11 protein-coding genes are annotated in these 13889 nt (G+C 65.7%); 10 read left to right on the top strand and 1 reads right to left on the bottom strand.

Annotated elements, in window-relative coordinates; translation table 11 throughout:
• Positions 1-12: 12 nt before the first annotated feature.
• The 4 genes from LCW13_RS02735 (at position 13) to LCW13_RS02720 (ending at position 5058) form a co-directional block, all read left to right on the top strand.
• Entirely contained in the window at positions 13-915 is a 903-nt protein-coding gene (locus LCW13_RS02735; protein WP_225347535.1) for a DUF2927 domain-containing protein, read from the top strand.
• A 144-nt stretch (positions 916-1059) separates the two neighbouring features.
• The gene (locus LCW13_RS02730; RefSeq protein WP_225348095.1) at positions 1060-2265 is read left to right on the top strand and encodes an MFS transporter; all 1206 of its coding nucleotides are present in this window, start codon (positions 1060-1062) and stop codon (positions 2263-2265) included.
• 115 nt (positions 2266-2380) lie between these two features.
• The gene (locus LCW13_RS02725) at positions 2381-3868 is read left to right on the top strand and encodes a YcjX family GTP-binding protein (RefSeq protein WP_225347534.1); all 1488 of its coding nucleotides are present in this window, start codon (positions 2381-2383) and stop codon (positions 3866-3868) included.
• Positions 3865-5058 carry a TIGR01620 family protein gene (locus tag LCW13_RS02720; protein WP_225347533.1) on the top strand — a complete coding sequence of 398 codons (1194 nt, stop codon included), beginning with the start codon at positions 3865-3867 and terminating at the stop codon, positions 5056-5058. Before LCW13_RS02725 ends, LCW13_RS02720 begins: the two co-directional genes overlap by 4 nt.
• A 131-nt stretch (positions 5059-5189) precedes the next feature.
• On the opposite strand, the gene LCW13_RS02715 is transcribed toward LCW13_RS02720, so the two are convergent.
• Positions 5190-6341, bottom strand: coding sequence for an oxidoreductase (locus tag LCW13_RS02715; protein WP_225347532.1), 1152 nt, complete (start codon positions 6339-6341; stop codon positions 5190-5192).
• A gap of 286 nt (positions 6342-6627) precedes the next feature.
• Here LCW13_RS02715 and LCW13_RS02710 point away from each other — a divergent pair, with 286 nt between their 5' ends.
• From LCW13_RS02710 to LCW13_RS02685, 6 genes are all read left to right on the top strand, one after another.
• The gene (locus LCW13_RS02710; RefSeq protein WP_225347531.1) at positions 6628-7293 is read left to right on the top strand and encodes an NAD(P)-binding oxidoreductase; all 666 of its coding nucleotides are present in this window, start codon (positions 6628-6630) and stop codon (positions 7291-7293) included.
• A 184-nt stretch (positions 7294-7477) separates the two neighbouring features.
• Positions 7478-9424, top strand: coding sequence for an exoribonuclease II (locus LCW13_RS02705; protein WP_225347530.1), 1947 nt, complete (start codon positions 7478-7480; stop codon positions 9422-9424).
• A gap of 290 nt (positions 9425-9714) precedes the next feature.
• A complete protein-coding gene (locus LCW13_RS02700) occupies positions 9715-10092 on the top strand; it encodes a hypothetical protein (RefSeq protein ID WP_225347529.1) in 378 nt (125 codons plus the stop codon).
• Between the two features lie 721 nt (positions 10093-10813).
• Entirely contained in the window at positions 10814-11938 is a 1125-nt protein-coding gene (locus LCW13_RS02695) for a glycosyltransferase family 4 protein (RefSeq protein ID WP_043333996.1), read from the top strand.
• Complete coding sequence (locus tag LCW13_RS02690) at positions 11931-12773, top strand: DUF2334 domain-containing protein (protein ID WP_225347528.1); 843 nt, start codon at positions 11931-11933, stop codon at positions 12771-12773. The genes LCW13_RS02695 and LCW13_RS02690 overlap by 8 nt, the downstream gene beginning before the upstream one ends.
• Before the next feature lie 63 nt (positions 12774-12836).
• Positions 12837-13841 (top strand): lysylphosphatidylglycerol synthase transmembrane domain-containing protein, encoded by a 1005-nt coding sequence (locus tag LCW13_RS02685; protein ID WP_043333997.1) that lies wholly within the window; start codon positions 12837-12839, stop codon positions 13839-13841.
• The last annotated feature ends 48 nt before the right edge of the window (positions 13842-13889 follow it).

Genomic DNA, 13889 nt, shown 5'->3' with positions numbered 1-13889 from the left:
AAGAGGTCGCCCATGCCCTGCTTACCCCATCGCCAGCTCAAAGGGCTGTTTTTTTCCACGCTGAGGGCTTCTTTCTCCTCTTCGCTGAGGGCTCCTTTCTTTTCCTCGCTCAGGGCGCTCAAGGCGCTGGGCATCGCCCTGCTGCTGCCCAGTCTGGCCGTCGTCAGCCCGAGCCAGGCCGCCGAGCGCTGGCAGCGGGCCGATGTGCTGACGGACAGCTTCATGGAAGTGGCACTCAAGCGTGAATACCAACCCGGCAGCAGCGCCTCGCTGGTGCGCTGGCAGGCGCCCATCAAGGTGCGGGTCGATTCGCAGCTGGGCAATTCGCGCATGCAGCGACAGATGAGCGAGGTCCAGTTTCGTCATCTGGCCGCCATCACCGGCCAGCCGCTGAGTTTCGTGTCCTCCGCCGGAAAGGCCAACCTGCGCATCGCCTTCATCGCCCGGGACCACATGACGCGCGAGGCCGCCGCCTACGTCGGCAAGCAGCAGGCCGCCACCCCGGGCATGCGCAAGGCATTGCGTGAAGGCGTGTGCCTGACGCTGTTCAAGACCGGGCCGGATCACGCCATCACCAGCGGCCTGATCCTGATTCCCGCGGACTATGCCCGCCAGAAGGCGCGTCTGGTGGACTGCGTCGTCGAGGAGAGCGCCCAGCTGATGGGGCTGCCCAATGATTCAGACAGGGTCTTCCCCTCCGTCTTCAGTGACGTCACGGTGGATACCTGGCTGAGCCCGCTGGATTACGTACTGCTCAAGATGCTGTATGCCCCGGAACTTTCCCCCGGCATGTCAGCCGCGCAAGTCCGCGCTGCGCTGCCTGCGGTCATCCATCGTCTTGCCGAGCAGGGCGAGCTGTCACATGCCATCCGCCGCGTGCGCCAGGGCAGCCTGCGGGAATGGGCGGGAGACTAGGCTCAACGTGAGCGCAATCCTGAACACGGAGTTGGAACGCCTGAGCGGAGCACAGGCATAATCAGATCAGGCGCGCCGGGCGCCGACATCCGACGGAGCTGCGCCTTCATGCCACTATCTTCTCCCGCTGCCGACCGGGCACGCCTGCCCTTGGCCGTCACGCTGCTGTCGCTGTGTCAGGCCTTGCTGGTCAGCGGCAACATCCTGCTGATCGCGGTCTCACCGCTGATCGGTGCTCAGCTGGCCTCGAGCAGCTGGTCGACCGCGCCGGTCGCCACCCAGTGGCTGGGCCTGATGTGCGCCACCATTCCCGCCTCGTTGATCACCGCCCGTCTCGGGCGGCGGCGCGGCTTCGTGCTCGGCAATCTGTGCGGGTTGGCTGGCGCGGGGCTGGCCGTGCTGGCGCTGCATCTGCAGCATTTCGGACTGTTCCTGCTTGCCACCTGGCTGGTGGGCATCGGTATCGGCTTCGGCCAGCTGTATCGCTTCGCCGCGATGGAGGCCGCCCCGGAGGAGCAACGTGAGCGCGCCATCGGGCTGGTGATGGGCGGTGGCGTGCTGGCGGCCTTCTTCGGGCCCTGGCTGGCGCGTACCAGTCATGCACTGGCCGACACCCCCTTCCTGGGCAGCTTCATCGGGCTGGGGGCGCTCTATCTGCTGGCGCTGTTGCTGCTGGCCTTCATCCGCCTGCCCCGTGACGGCAACGCCCAGTCAGCCGACGATGATGCAGTGGCGCCTGCACGCCCATTGGGCGTGATCCTGCGTCAACCGACCTTCCTGCTGGCCGTGCTCAGCGCGATGGTCGGCTATGGGGTGATGAATCTGGCGATTACGGCCACACCGCTGGCCATGGCCTATGCCGGACACGGCTTCGATCACGTCGCCACCACCATTCAATGGCACGTGGTCGCCATGTTTCTGCCGTCCTTCTTCACCGGGCGGCTGGTCGACCGCTTCGGGGCGGGCACCATGATCGTGACCGGCTGCGGCTTTCTGCTGGCAAGCCTTGCCACCGCACAGCTGCTGGCCGCCGACTACCTGACGGGAACCCAGGGGTTCTTCCTCGGTCTCATCCTGCTCGGCATCGGTTGGAACTTCACCTTCCTGCCCGCCACCACGCTGCTGACCCGCTGCCATCGCCCCAACGAGAAGGCCCGCACCCAGGCCGCCAACGAGTTCCTCGTCTTCACCACCGGGGCGGTGACGGCGCTGCTGGCCGGCCCCCTGGTCAGTACGCTGGGCTGGGCGCTGCTCAACCTGCTGCTGATCCCCGCCTGCCTGCTGCCCATCGCCCTGCTGGCGTGGCGTCAGCTTGCCTTGCGCGCCGATCGCCCGCAGATAGAGGGATGATGGCGAGCCGTGCGGCGCACGCTGACAAGTCCCGGCCATCACCCAGCTCATCATCAGCTGCCAGGACGCCATCACATCGCGCCGCCGCCTCGCCCCCACTGACAGGGAATGCCTGATGTTCAACACCATGACCCGCAACGCCCGCCAGCTTGCCCGCGATGTGGGCCGCGAAGCACATGACCTGCTGGAGCGCGGTCTCGACCGCCAGCTGCGGCTCGCCGTCACGGGCCTGTCCGGTGCCGGCAAGACCGCCTTTCTCGTCTCGCTGATCGAGCAGCTGCGTCATGCCGGACTCGGCGCGCGTCTGGAACTGCTGCCCGCCGCACGCGATGGCCGCCTGCTCGGCGCGGAACGCGTCAGCCAGCCGGACCTCTCCATCCCGCGCTTCCCGCTGGAAGCCGGCTTGCGCTCGCTGTCCGGCCAGCATTCGCCGCACGGCCCCGAATGGCCGACGCCGACCCGCAGCATCAGCGAGCTGCGTCTCAAGATCGGCTTTCGCCCCACCTCGCGCGCCGCGCGCATGCTCGACAGCCAGCGCGCCACCCTGACGCTGGACCTGATCGACTATCCCGGCGAATGGCTGCTGGACCTGCCGATGCTGGAGCAGGACTTCAGCGGCTGGAGCAGCGAGTGCGAGACCCAGCTGGCCGACGGGCGTGGCGACTGGGCGCATGACTGGATGGCAGCCATCGAGGGCCTGACACCGGACAGTGAGGTGGATGAAGACCGCCTCGCCGAGATCGCGAGCCTCTATACCGACTATCTGCACGCCGCGCGCCGCAAGGGTGGCTTCGTCGACCTGACACCGGGCCGTTTCCTGCTGCCCGGCGAGCTGGACGAAGCGCCGGTGCTGCAGTTCTTCCCGCTGCCGGGACTCGGTGACTGGACACCCGACGCGCTGGCCGCCCTGCCGGAAGCCAGCCTGTATCGCACCCTCGCACGCCGCTTCGATCACTATCGCCGCCGCGTGGTGCGCCCCTTCTATCATGACCACTTCCGGCGCTTTGACCGCCAGATCGTGCTGATCGACGTGCTGGGCGCGCTGAATGCCGGCCCGGCGCCATTCCGCGACCTGAGCCGTGCGCTGGACAAGCTGTTCGACAGCTTCGCCTATGGCCGCCGCCACCTGCTGGCGCGCCTGATGGACCGCCGCATCGACCGCCTGGCCATCGCCGCCACCAAGGCCGACCACGTCACGCCAGAGCAGCATGGCGCGATGCGCGACCTGCTCGAACAGCTGCTGGCGGACCCGCTCAAGCGCCTGCGCTATCGCGATGTGCCGCTCAAGGCCTTCACCATCGCCGCCATCCGCGCCAGCGAGGCGCGTGAGGTGGTCGAGAATGGCCAACGTCATCCGGCGCTGGCGGGACAACTGCTCGGCGAGCACGAGGGGGCGAGCAACTCGGATACGCAAGGCGCCGGCCGCGAGTCCGTGCTGCTGTTCCCAGGCGAGGTGCCCTCGCGGCTGCCCGACCCGAATTTCTGGGCCGAAAGTCGCTTCGACTTCCCCCACTTCGCGCCGCCGAAGATCGACGGCAATGCGCCACCTCACATTCGCATGGACGCCGTGCTCGACTGGTTGCTGGGAGACCACCTGAAATGACCATCGAATCCCGCCATCCGCGCCCGGGCAAACGCTTCACGAGCCCCGATTCGGCGCAGGCCGATGCCGCCTCGACCACCTATGCCGAGCGCCCCACCGAGAGCGCGGCAGAGGCCCTGCGCGGCGCGCGTCACTTCTCGCCGGAGATGGAAAGCCAGCCCCTGGCGGCGGCCGAACCGGAACCCGCCACGCCGGGACTCGATGCGACGCTGAGCGCCCGGCCACGTCATCGCGGCCTCAAATGGCTGCTGCTCGGCACCCTGACACTCGGGGGTGTCGAAGCCGGTCATGCGCTCTATCAGGCGGCCATGGGCGGTGATCTGATCGCCGGCGCCTGGGGCCTGCTGGGGCTTGGCGCCATCGGGCTCGGCGCCCGTGCGCTGGGCAAGGAGCTCTTCAGGCTGCGTCACCTGCGCAAGCACGTCGCGCTGCGCGCCGAGCTGGAAGAACATCAGCAGGATGACTTTGGCCAAGAGAGCTTTGGTCAAGGAGGCGTTAGCCAAAAAAGCTTTGGCCAGCGCGGTGATGCGCAGCCCACGCCTGACGAGGACTCGGGCAAGGCAGGCGGCAAAGCCGACAGCCAGCAGGAAGACCTGCTCGAACAGCTGCGTCGTCAGATGAAGCTCGGCGATGATGATGCCGGCGTGCGCGCCTGGCGCGCCGCCTGTGAAGCGCATCACTCCCCGTCGGAGCGCCGCGAGCTGTTCGCCTTCCACGTGCTGGGGCCGCGGGATCGTGAGGCGCGGCGTCTGATCTCGCGCATGAGCGGCGAGACGGCGGTGATGGTGGCGGTCTCGCCGCTGACCTGGGTCGACATGAGTCTGGTGGCCTGGCGCGGGCTGCGCATGATGGAGCGCCTGTCGCGCCTCTACGGGCTGGAGCTGGGCTATGCCAGCCGCCTGCGGCTGTTCAAGGAGGTGCTGGCCTCGATGGTCTTCGCCGGTGCCAGCGAACTGGCCGCCGAGGCCAGCATGGACCTGCTGTCGATGAATCTGGCCGGCCGCCTCTCCACCAAGGCCGGTCAGGGGCTGGGCAGTGGCCTGATGAACGCACGTCTCGGCCTGCGCGCCATGCGCCTGCTGCGCCCCATCCCCTTCCATGCCGAGGAGGTGCCGCGCATCGGTGAGCTGCGCGCGGAGCTGTTCTCGCGCATGCGCAAGGCCGACAAGGGCGAGGACGACGCGAGCTGAGCAGGCCGCGCCTCCGCTGCCACTGCCTTGAAAAACAAGACGCGCGCCTCTGATAGCTGGCCATTCGGGCCTTCAGGGCGCGCGTCTTTCGTGAGTCATCTCACCTTCGATGCTTTCAGCCTTCGAGGATTTCAGCCTTCGCTGGCGATGCCGGCCTCCAGCCACTTCATCACGCGCAGTGCCTCATGAGGCGAGGTCGGATTGCCGCCCTGGCCGCGAATGCAGTCGCGCAGCCCCGCATACCAGGCCGGATAGTCACCATCGCGGCCCTGATGGGTGCCGCCCACCAGCACCTGCTCGCCTTCGGCACCGTCTGGGTCGGCCTCCAGCACGGTCAGCATTCCGGGACGCGCATCCCGCCCCCACTGGCGCGCATGGCGCTCCTGCGGGTCACGCGAGGGCCAGTCACCGGCCTTGAGGCAATCCTCCTGAGGGTCGAGCCCGAACACCACATAGCTGCCACGGGTACCGTGCGCGGCGAAGCGTGCCGTCGGCGCCGCCGTCAGTGCACTGGCGTGCAGCTCCACCACCAGCCCGGGGTGCCCTGGATGGTGGGCGTAATCGAGCACGGCGTGGAAGAAATCATCGGTCACCGCGCCCTCGCGCTGGGCGCGACGCGTGAGCTGGATGGCGCTCGGTTCACCGAACAGGCACAGCGCCTGATCCAGCAGGTGCGGGCCGAGGTCATACCACAGGCCGCTGCCGGGCAGTGCCTGCTCACGCCAGCGGTTCGGCACCGTCGGGCGGAAGCGGTCGAAGTGGGATTCCAGATGCGCGATGCGCCCCAACGTGCCGTCGTTGATCAATTCCGCCAGCGTCAGGAAGTCGGCATCGAAGCGCCGATTGTGAAATACCGCCAGCACCCGTCCGGCCTGCTCGGCCTGGCGGGTCAGGGCCTCGCCTTCTTCAAGCGTCACCGTGAAGGGCTTGTCGACGACCACATGCTTGCCTGCCGCCAGCGCCGCAGAGGCCAGCGGGGCGTGAGTCTCGTTAGGCGTCGCGATGATGATCAGGTCGATATCGTCACGCGCAAGCAAGGCCTCCGGGGTGGCCTCCACCTCCAGCTGCGGGCGCTCGGCCCTGACGACCTCGGGCCGCGAGGTGGACAGCGCCACCAGCGCCAGCCCGTCCGTGGCCTCGATCAAGGGCGCGTGGAAGGTGCGCACCGCCATGCCATAACCGATCAGCCCGACCCGGATCGCGCTCTCGGAGGGGAAGGCGGCGCCGTGCCATGCGGCGGTGTCGCTGTGATCATCAGTGGCGGGGTGGGCTATGCGGCTCATCGGGCATCCTTGTCGTTGGCGCAATCTTGAGGGAGTCGTGCCTGGCAGCGCCATCCTAGCAAGGCTCCCGTGCCACAGACAGAGATGACAGCCGCCTTTAATGCTTGTCCATCGCAGACTTCATCCCGCGAGCGAGTCGCCGCGTAATGCCCGCCATCGAACAGCAGTCCCCTTGAAGTCACGTGGCTCAGCCCGCAGACCTTGCTGTACCAGGAGGGGCGCGGCAGTGAGTGGCAATATCACTCGCCAGCCGCCTCGCCATTTGATTCGCGAAGGAGCAGACAGCATGCGCAAGACGCTCATCATCGGTGCCAACGGCAAGATCGGTCGTCAACTCTGCGAGAAGGCTCAGGCCGCCGGCGAACCCGTCGTCGCGATGATCCGCTCGACCGAGCAGCAGAGCTGGTTCCATGAACGCAGCATCCCGACGGTTCTGGGCGATCTGGAAGGCGAGATGCGCCAGGCCTTCTATGGCTGCGATCAGGCGGTGTTCGTTGCGGGCTCCGGCCCGAATACCGGCCCGGACAAGACACTGACCATCGACCTGCACGGTGCGATGCGCACCGCTGAGCTGGCTGCCGAATTCGGGCTGTCGCGCGTGATCCAGGTCAGCTCGATTCGCTCCGAGACACCGCTGGCCGGTCCGGCGGCGATGCGCCCCTACTTCGCGGCCAAGAAGGCCGCTGACCTGTGCCTCGCCGAGAGTGGCCTGCGTCATGTCATCGTCAAGCCCGGCCGTCTCACCAACGAGAGCGGCAGCGGCAAGCTGACCCAGAACGCCGATGACTCCGACGAGATGCAGGTCTCGCGGGCCAATGTCGCCGAGTTCCTGCTTGGCTTGATCAAGGCCCGCGAGATCGGTGGCCGTCATCGCAAGGCGCCCATCTTCACCCTGTTCGACGGTGATACGCCGGTTTCGGGTCTGCTGAACGCCACGACGACCGCCGACTGAGTGCACGTCCGAGCCTGTGGCAAAGTACACCGGCAGGCCGCTTTCACCAGGCTTGCCCGCGCTTGACCTGCCGCTCATCCACGCCTGCGCGCAACCCGCGCGGGCGTTGGGCCATCTGGTAGCTTTCCCCCCATGCTCCATGTCCGTATAGTGAGCCACTGACCCCGCCAACAGAACTTCCGAAATGCTGCAGAACAATTCGCTGCTGGCGCAGCTGAAAGATCAAATCCGCCAGGAAATTCCCCGTGTCACGGGGGTGATCAAAGGCACCGACAAGGGCTTCGGCTTCCTCGAATGCGAGGACGGCGAGTCTTACTTCGTGCCGCCACCCGCCATGAAGCAGGTACTGCACGGCGATACCGTCGAAGCGACCGTCAAGGTGGAAGGTGAGAAGAAGTCCGTACAGCCGGAAGTGCTGATTGAGACGGGTGTCGATCGCTTCGTCGCTCGTGTCGGCAAGCGTGATGGCCGCCTGAACGTGATGCCGGATCATCCCTCCATCAACACGCGCATGAAAGCGCGTGTGAAGCGTGGCATCAATGAGGAAGCCCTCAATGATGGCGACTGGGTCGTGGCACGTCTGCTGCGTCACCCGATGCGCAAGGACGACCGCAGCTTCTTCGCCCAGATCGAGGAAGTCATCGCCACCGTGGACAACCCGCGTGTGCCGTGGCGCGTCACCCTGGCGCGTCACGCGCTGGAACAGGCCTCTCCGGAGGGCGGCACTGACTGGCCGCTGCTCGAGGAAGGCCTGACTCGCGAAGACATGACCCACGTACCCTTCTTCACCATCGATGGTGAGAAGACGCGTGACATGGATGACGCCCTGCACATCGTCGAGCGCCCGGAAGGCGGCTGGACCCTGAGCATCGCCATCGCGGACCCGACCGCCTACGTCCCGGAAGGCAGCCGTGTCGACGAAGAGGCGCGCACGCGCTCCTTCACCGTCTACCTGCCGAGCCAGAACGTCACCATGCTGCCGGAAATCCTGGCCGACGACCTGTGCTCGCTGAAGGAAGGTGAAGACCGCCCGACGCTGATGTGCATCGTCGACATCGATACCGATGGCGTGATCGGCGAGCCGAAGTTCTTTGCGGCCACCATGCGCTCCCACCACCGCCTGACCTACGACAACGTCTCCGACTGGATCGAAGGCCAGGAAGGCAGCTGGAAGCCGGAAACCAAAGAGCTGGCCGAAGGTCTGCGTCAGCTGGAAGCCTTCACCCAGGCGCGTATCGCCTGGCGTGCACGCAATTCCCAGGTCTTCCGCGAGCGTCCGGACTTCGAGTTCGAGCTGGATGAGGAAGGCAACGTGCTCAACGTACGTGCCGACCACCGCCGCATCAGCAATCGCATGATCGAAGAATCCATGATCACCGCGAACCTGAGCTGCGCACGTCTGCTCTCCAAGCACATCGGTCACGGTATCTTCAACGTGCACCAGGGCTTCGCGCCGGAGAAGTACGACGACACCATCGAGTTCCTGGCTGGTCAGAACATCACCGCCACGCCGGAACAGCTGGGCAGCCTGGAAGGCTACCGCCTGATCCGTCAGGAGCTGGACAGCCGCGAAGACACCTGGCTGGACGTGCGCATGCGTCGCTTCCAGGGTTACACCGTGATGTCCGCTCAGCCGGGGCCGCACTTCGGTCTGGGTCTGGAAGCCTACGCGACCTGGACCTCGCCGATCCGCAAGTACGGCGACATGGTCAACCACCGCTTGATCAAGCGCGTGATTCTCGGCCAGGACGTGCCGGCGGAAGCCACCGAGCAGCTGACCGAGCACCTCAGCGAACGTCGTCGTCTCAACCGCATGGCCGAGCGCGATGTGAAGGACTGGCTCTACGTGCGCTACCTGACCAAGGCCGCCGAAGAACAGCAGGTCTTCACTGGCGAGATCATCGACATCCGTCGTGGCGGCATGCGTGTGCGTCTGGAAGAGAATGGCGCCAGCGTCTTCATTCCGGCACCGCTGATCCACAGCGATCGCAAGAAGGTCGCGATCGATGACAAGGAAGGCCGCGTGCGCATCGAAGACGAGCTGCGTTACTCACTGGGCGACATCATCAAGGTCTCCTTGACCGAAGCCCGTGAAGAGCGTCGTTCACTGGTAGGTCGTCCGGCCGAATAAGCCGCGACCCACCACTGCCGTATGTAACTGCCTTGTCATCACGGGCAATTGCCACGGCCATCTACGCCCCGGAGTGCTCTGCGCCCGGGGCGTTTTTCGTTCTTGTGCATTGCGTATACGGTGCGTGTACCAAGCGTGAGAAATTGTAATTTTGTGAAACAGAAGCTCACGCTATACTCCTCACATCGACACACGACATCTGCTTTCACTGCTGCAGCGTTACTGGATTGACCAAGCGCGAATGACTGAAGCCTGTCCCTGATGAAGTTCGTCCATGCGAGGACCCGGAAATGAAAACTCATCGCTCCACTGCAGCTACCTCACTGCGTCACCTGGCCGAGCATGCCGCCATCGTTCGTCACCCGGCCATGAGCTACGCCCGCGTCGACGCCGCAGCAGACAGCAGCTCAGGCAGAAGCTCGGATGGCAGCTCCACCTCTCCGGAGCGCCAGCGTGAGATTCAACGTGAAGCGATGGAACATGTCGCGATGCTGCTGGAACGTGATCGCCGCCGCAACCGCAACCGCCTGCTGCTGGCCGCCGGCCTGCTGCTGAGCCTTGTGCTGCTCGCCAGCCAGCGCCCAGCCGAGCCGGAAGCCGCCTTCTCGCAGGAGCTTGGCCAGGCAATGCCCAGCGCCCTGCACCTGTCCCAGCATGGACTGGCGTGATGACGCCCGATCTCCCTCCATCAGGACAGATAACGATGCCAGGACCCCATGCAACACCAGGCACGGATGCCAGACATGACTGAGTCGATCCACTGCTAGACCCTGCAATGCCCGCTCCGGCGACCCTCCCCCCTGTCGCCCCCTGTATTCCTGTAGTGCACGCACTTGCCCTGTCCGGTGGCTCCGGACAGGGTCTTTTTTTGCATGTCGTATGGCTTCTCTTGCGCAGCACTGACCAGAGGCCAGCTGCCGCACTCCCTGCTGGACCATCGCCAGCATGGCGTGACTTCTCTCCTCCCCTGGCAGTGAACCTGATGCCAGGAGCCTGATGCCAGGAGCCTGATGACAGGAGCTTGATGACAAATGACCGAGACCGGGCGCGCATCGCACCAACATTGTTCCCTGTTGTCACACAGACCAGTCATCTCCTGATGTAACGTCATTGCCAGCCGCAGTGTGGAACATCGCGTGGCGAGGCGTCTCGTCACGCGCGACACCGCATGTCATGCCTCTGCCCTTGGTTTCACGTCGGGTTCCCCCCATGACTTGACCAGAGGCTCGTTCGTCAATGCCACTGGCTTGCTGGAATCTGCGTGCTCGATTGCGTCTTTCTCAAGCACCCGGGAGCACCCTGAAGCACGACAAGGCAGCCATGGCGGGCAGTGACGTCGGGATTCATCTTCATCGCGCACGACCGGTAAAGCGGTCTTGAGGAGTCCGTGTGCATATCGCTGACATGACCATGTTCCATGCCCCCTCCAGTGGCGGGGTCAGAACCTACCTGGAAGCCAAGCGACGACGTCTGCGGACGCGGCCCGATGTTCGTCACAGCCTGCTGGTCCCCGGCGAGACCACCAGTGTCAGTGATGACCTCTATAGCGTGCCGGCACCGCCCATTCCCTTCGGCAACGGCTATCGCTTCCCCCTGCGCCGGGGCGGCTGGGTCAGCACGCTGCTGGCACTGCAGCCGGATGTCATCGAGGCCGGCGACCCTTACGTCACGGCGTGGGCGGCACTCGATGCCGGTCGCAAGCTCGATGTCCCGGTGCTGGGCTTCTATCACTCGGACCTGCCGCGCCTGATCACCAATCGCCTGGGCGAGTGGTCAGGGGCCAACGTCGATCGCTACGTCAAACGCCTCTATCGCCACTTCGATCGCGTGCTGGCCCCCAGCCAGGTGATGGCCGACCGGCTCGACCGGCTCGGCGTCGACAATGTCCATATCCAGCCACTCGGTGTCGATCTCTCCACCTTCCACCCTGACTGCCGCGATGAGAGCCTGCGCCGCGAGCTTGGCCTGGAAGACCACGTGCGCCTGCTGGCCTTCGCCGGACGCGGCTCACGCGAGAAGAATCTGGATGAGCTGCTGGAGGCCGCTCGCCTGCTCGGCCCCGACTACCATCTGCTGTTGATCGGCTCGGGCATGCCGCGGCATCTGCCTGACAATGTCAGCGTGACCGGGCATTTCTGCAGCAGCACCGAAGTGGCGCGTCTGGTGGCCTCAGTGGATGTGCTGCTGCATGCCGGCACCCAGGAAACCTTCGGTCTGGTGGTACTGGAAGCCATGGCCTGCGGCACGCCGGTGGTGGCGGCACGCGCCGGCGCGCTGGCCGAGAATGTGCCACTGGGCTGCGGTCAGCTGTGCAACCCGCACTCGCCGCATGCCATGGCGCGTGCCGTGCAGGAAGTCTTCGCCAATGACCCCGCCGCACTGGGTCGCCAGGCGCGGCGACATGTCGAGAAGCACCATGCCTGGGACCGTGTCGTGGATGGCTTGCTCGGCCATTATCACGCGGTCACCGGGACTCGCATGCAACCGGTACTCGAGGAGGTGACCCATGGCTGAGTCGCCGGCTGCCAAGCAGCACTTTCTGCTGGTCCTGCATGATGTCGCGCCCGAGACCTGGTCCGACTACCGGGACTTCGTCGCCGAGGTGGATGCTCTCTGCCAGGCACGCCTGAACCACCCCTGCCCGATCACCTGGCTGGTGGTGCCTGACTTCCATCATCGCAGCGCCCTGGAAGACGCTCCGGAATTCATCGCCCTGCTGGACTCTCGCCGCCAACAGGGGGACGAGCTTGCCCTGCATGGCTTCCATCACTGCGATGACGCACCAGCCCCCCGCACCCCGCGCGATTACCTGATGCGCCGCGTGCTGACCTGGGAAGGCGAGTTCTACCCCCTCGATGAGGCCGAAGCCAGACGACGCCTGCTGGAAGGCGCCGCACTCTTCAAGCGCCTCGGCTGGCCATTGGACGGATTCGTGGCCCCTGCCTGGCTGATGAGTGACGGCACTCGTCAGGCTCTGAAGTCCCTCGACTTCCGCTACACCAGTGACCCCCAGCATCTCTATCGACTGCCTGACTTCACGGTCATCGATGCGCCCGGACTCGTGTGGAGCGCACGCTCCGCGCCACGCCGCCTGATGTCGCAGTGGGTGACGCAGCGCAAGCTGAGCCGCGAGCAACAGGCGCCGGTGTTGCGTCTGGGCCTGCATCCGGTCGACATGCGCCATGCACGCTCACGCCAGTATTGGTTGACGCTGGTCGAGCGCCTGCTCGATGAAGGGCGCCTGCCGATGACCAAGATCGGCTGGCTGACCCAGCAGGGGCTGCTCGCCCCCGCCACGTCTGACACGACGCAACTGAACTCGCACCAGGCGGCCCACAGTGCTGCCTGAGACCCACCCACTGGATGAGTCCCGTCGTATGGGCCTTGTGACAACCCGTTGCGGGAATCTGCCATGAATCGTGCCCTCTGGTTACTGGGTGCTGGCCTTGTGATGGTCATCGCGATACCGCTGGTGCTGGGTGGCAGCGGACTGGGCGGCCAGCTGCGCCAGTTCCCCCTCGACACCTTCCTCTTGATGCTGGGCATGATCGTGATGTGCTGGAACCTGAACGCCGGCCGGTTGCGTCTGCTGCTGGCCGGGCGTGGCGGTCACCTGGGGCAACGGCGCGCCGTCGGCATGGTGATGGCGACCGAGTTCGCCATCAGCGCCACCCCCGGCGGCAGTGGCGGTCCGCTTACCCTGATGGGGCTGCTGTCACGTCAGGGGGTGCGCCCGGCGCAGGCCACGGCGGTATTCGCGGTCGATCAGATCACCGACATGCTGTTCTTCCTCTCGGCGCTGGCCAGCATCGGGCTCTACGCCCTCTCGCATACCATCGACCTGCGCCTGGGGTGGATGCTGGCCGTGCCGGCGCTGTTGCTGATCATCGGCTTTGGCCTGCTGGCCGCGCTGGGCAAGCATCATCGGCGCCTGCTCAAGACCAGCGGACGCCTGCTGCGCTGGCTCAAGGTACGCCATCGCTCACGCGTCAAGCTGGCGCGGGGCCTGATCCACTTCCGCCATGCGCTGGTCGAGACACTCGCCCTGCCGCGCCTGACGCTGAGCCTGATCTTCCTGCTCTGCTGTGCCCATTGGCTGCTGCGCTACTCGATCCTCTATCTGGCCGTGTCCGGACTGGGGCAGGACATCGACTGGAGCTGGACCTTCATCGTGCAGATGCTCTCGCTGGCAGCGGGCCAGCTGACGCTGCTGCCCGGCGGTGCCGGAGGCGCGGAGCTGTCCTCCACTGCCCTGCTCAGCCCGATGATTGGCGCCGCCAGTGCCGCGGCGGCCGTGGTGATCTGGCGAGCGGTGACCTTCTATTTCTACCTGATCGCCGGCGCCCCGGTGTTCTTCGTGATGGCGGGACGCAGCATGCTGGGAAGCTTGCTCAAGCGTCGCTCGGCGACCACATGACGGGGCGACCGAGCAGCGCTTCAGACATCATCATGAAAAACACTTGAT

This window comes from Cobetia amphilecti (genome assembly GCF_020217465.1).
In the GTDB taxonomy this organism is placed as follows: domain Bacteria; phylum Pseudomonadota; class Gammaproteobacteria; order Pseudomonadales; family Halomonadaceae; genus Cobetia; species Cobetia amphilecti.
The sequence above is the reverse complement of the archived record's forward strand: the minus strand, read 5'-3'. Positions and strand labels throughout refer to the sequence as shown.

Bases quoted from the DNA above. Each gene is read 5' to 3' on its own strand.
- LCW13_RS02735 (WP_225347535.1), top strand. From the start codon at position 13: ATGCCCTGCTTACCCCATCGCCAGCTCAAAGGGCTGTTTTTTTCCACG.
- LCW13_RS02725 (WP_225347534.1), top strand. From the start codon at position 2,381: ATGTTCAACACCATGACCCGCAACGCCCGCCAGCTTGCCCGCGATGTG.
- LCW13_RS02720 (WP_225347533.1), top strand. From the start codon at position 3,865: ATGACCATCGAATCCCGCCATCCGCGCCCGGGCAAACGCTTCACGAGC.
- LCW13_RS02715 (WP_225347532.1), bottom strand. From the start codon at position 6,341: ATGAGCCGCATAGCCCACCCCGCCACTGATGATCACAGCGACACCGCC.
- LCW13_RS02710 (WP_225347531.1), top strand. From the start codon at position 6,628: ATGCGCAAGACGCTCATCATCGGTGCCAACGGCAAGATCGGTCGTCAA.
- LCW13_RS02705 (WP_225347530.1), top strand. From the start codon at position 7,478: ATGCTGCAGAACAATTCGCTGCTGGCGCAGCTGAAAGATCAAATCCGC.
- LCW13_RS02700 (WP_225347529.1), top strand. From the start codon at position 9,715: ATGAAAACTCATCGCTCCACTGCAGCTACCTCACTGCGTCACCTGGCC.
- LCW13_RS02690 (WP_225347528.1), top strand. From the start codon at position 11,931: ATGGCTGAGTCGCCGGCTGCCAAGCAGCACTTTCTGCTGGTCCTGCAT.
- LCW13_RS02685 (WP_043333997.1), top strand. From the start codon at position 12,837: ATGAATCGTGCCCTCTGGTTACTGGGTGCTGGCCTTGTGATGGTCATC.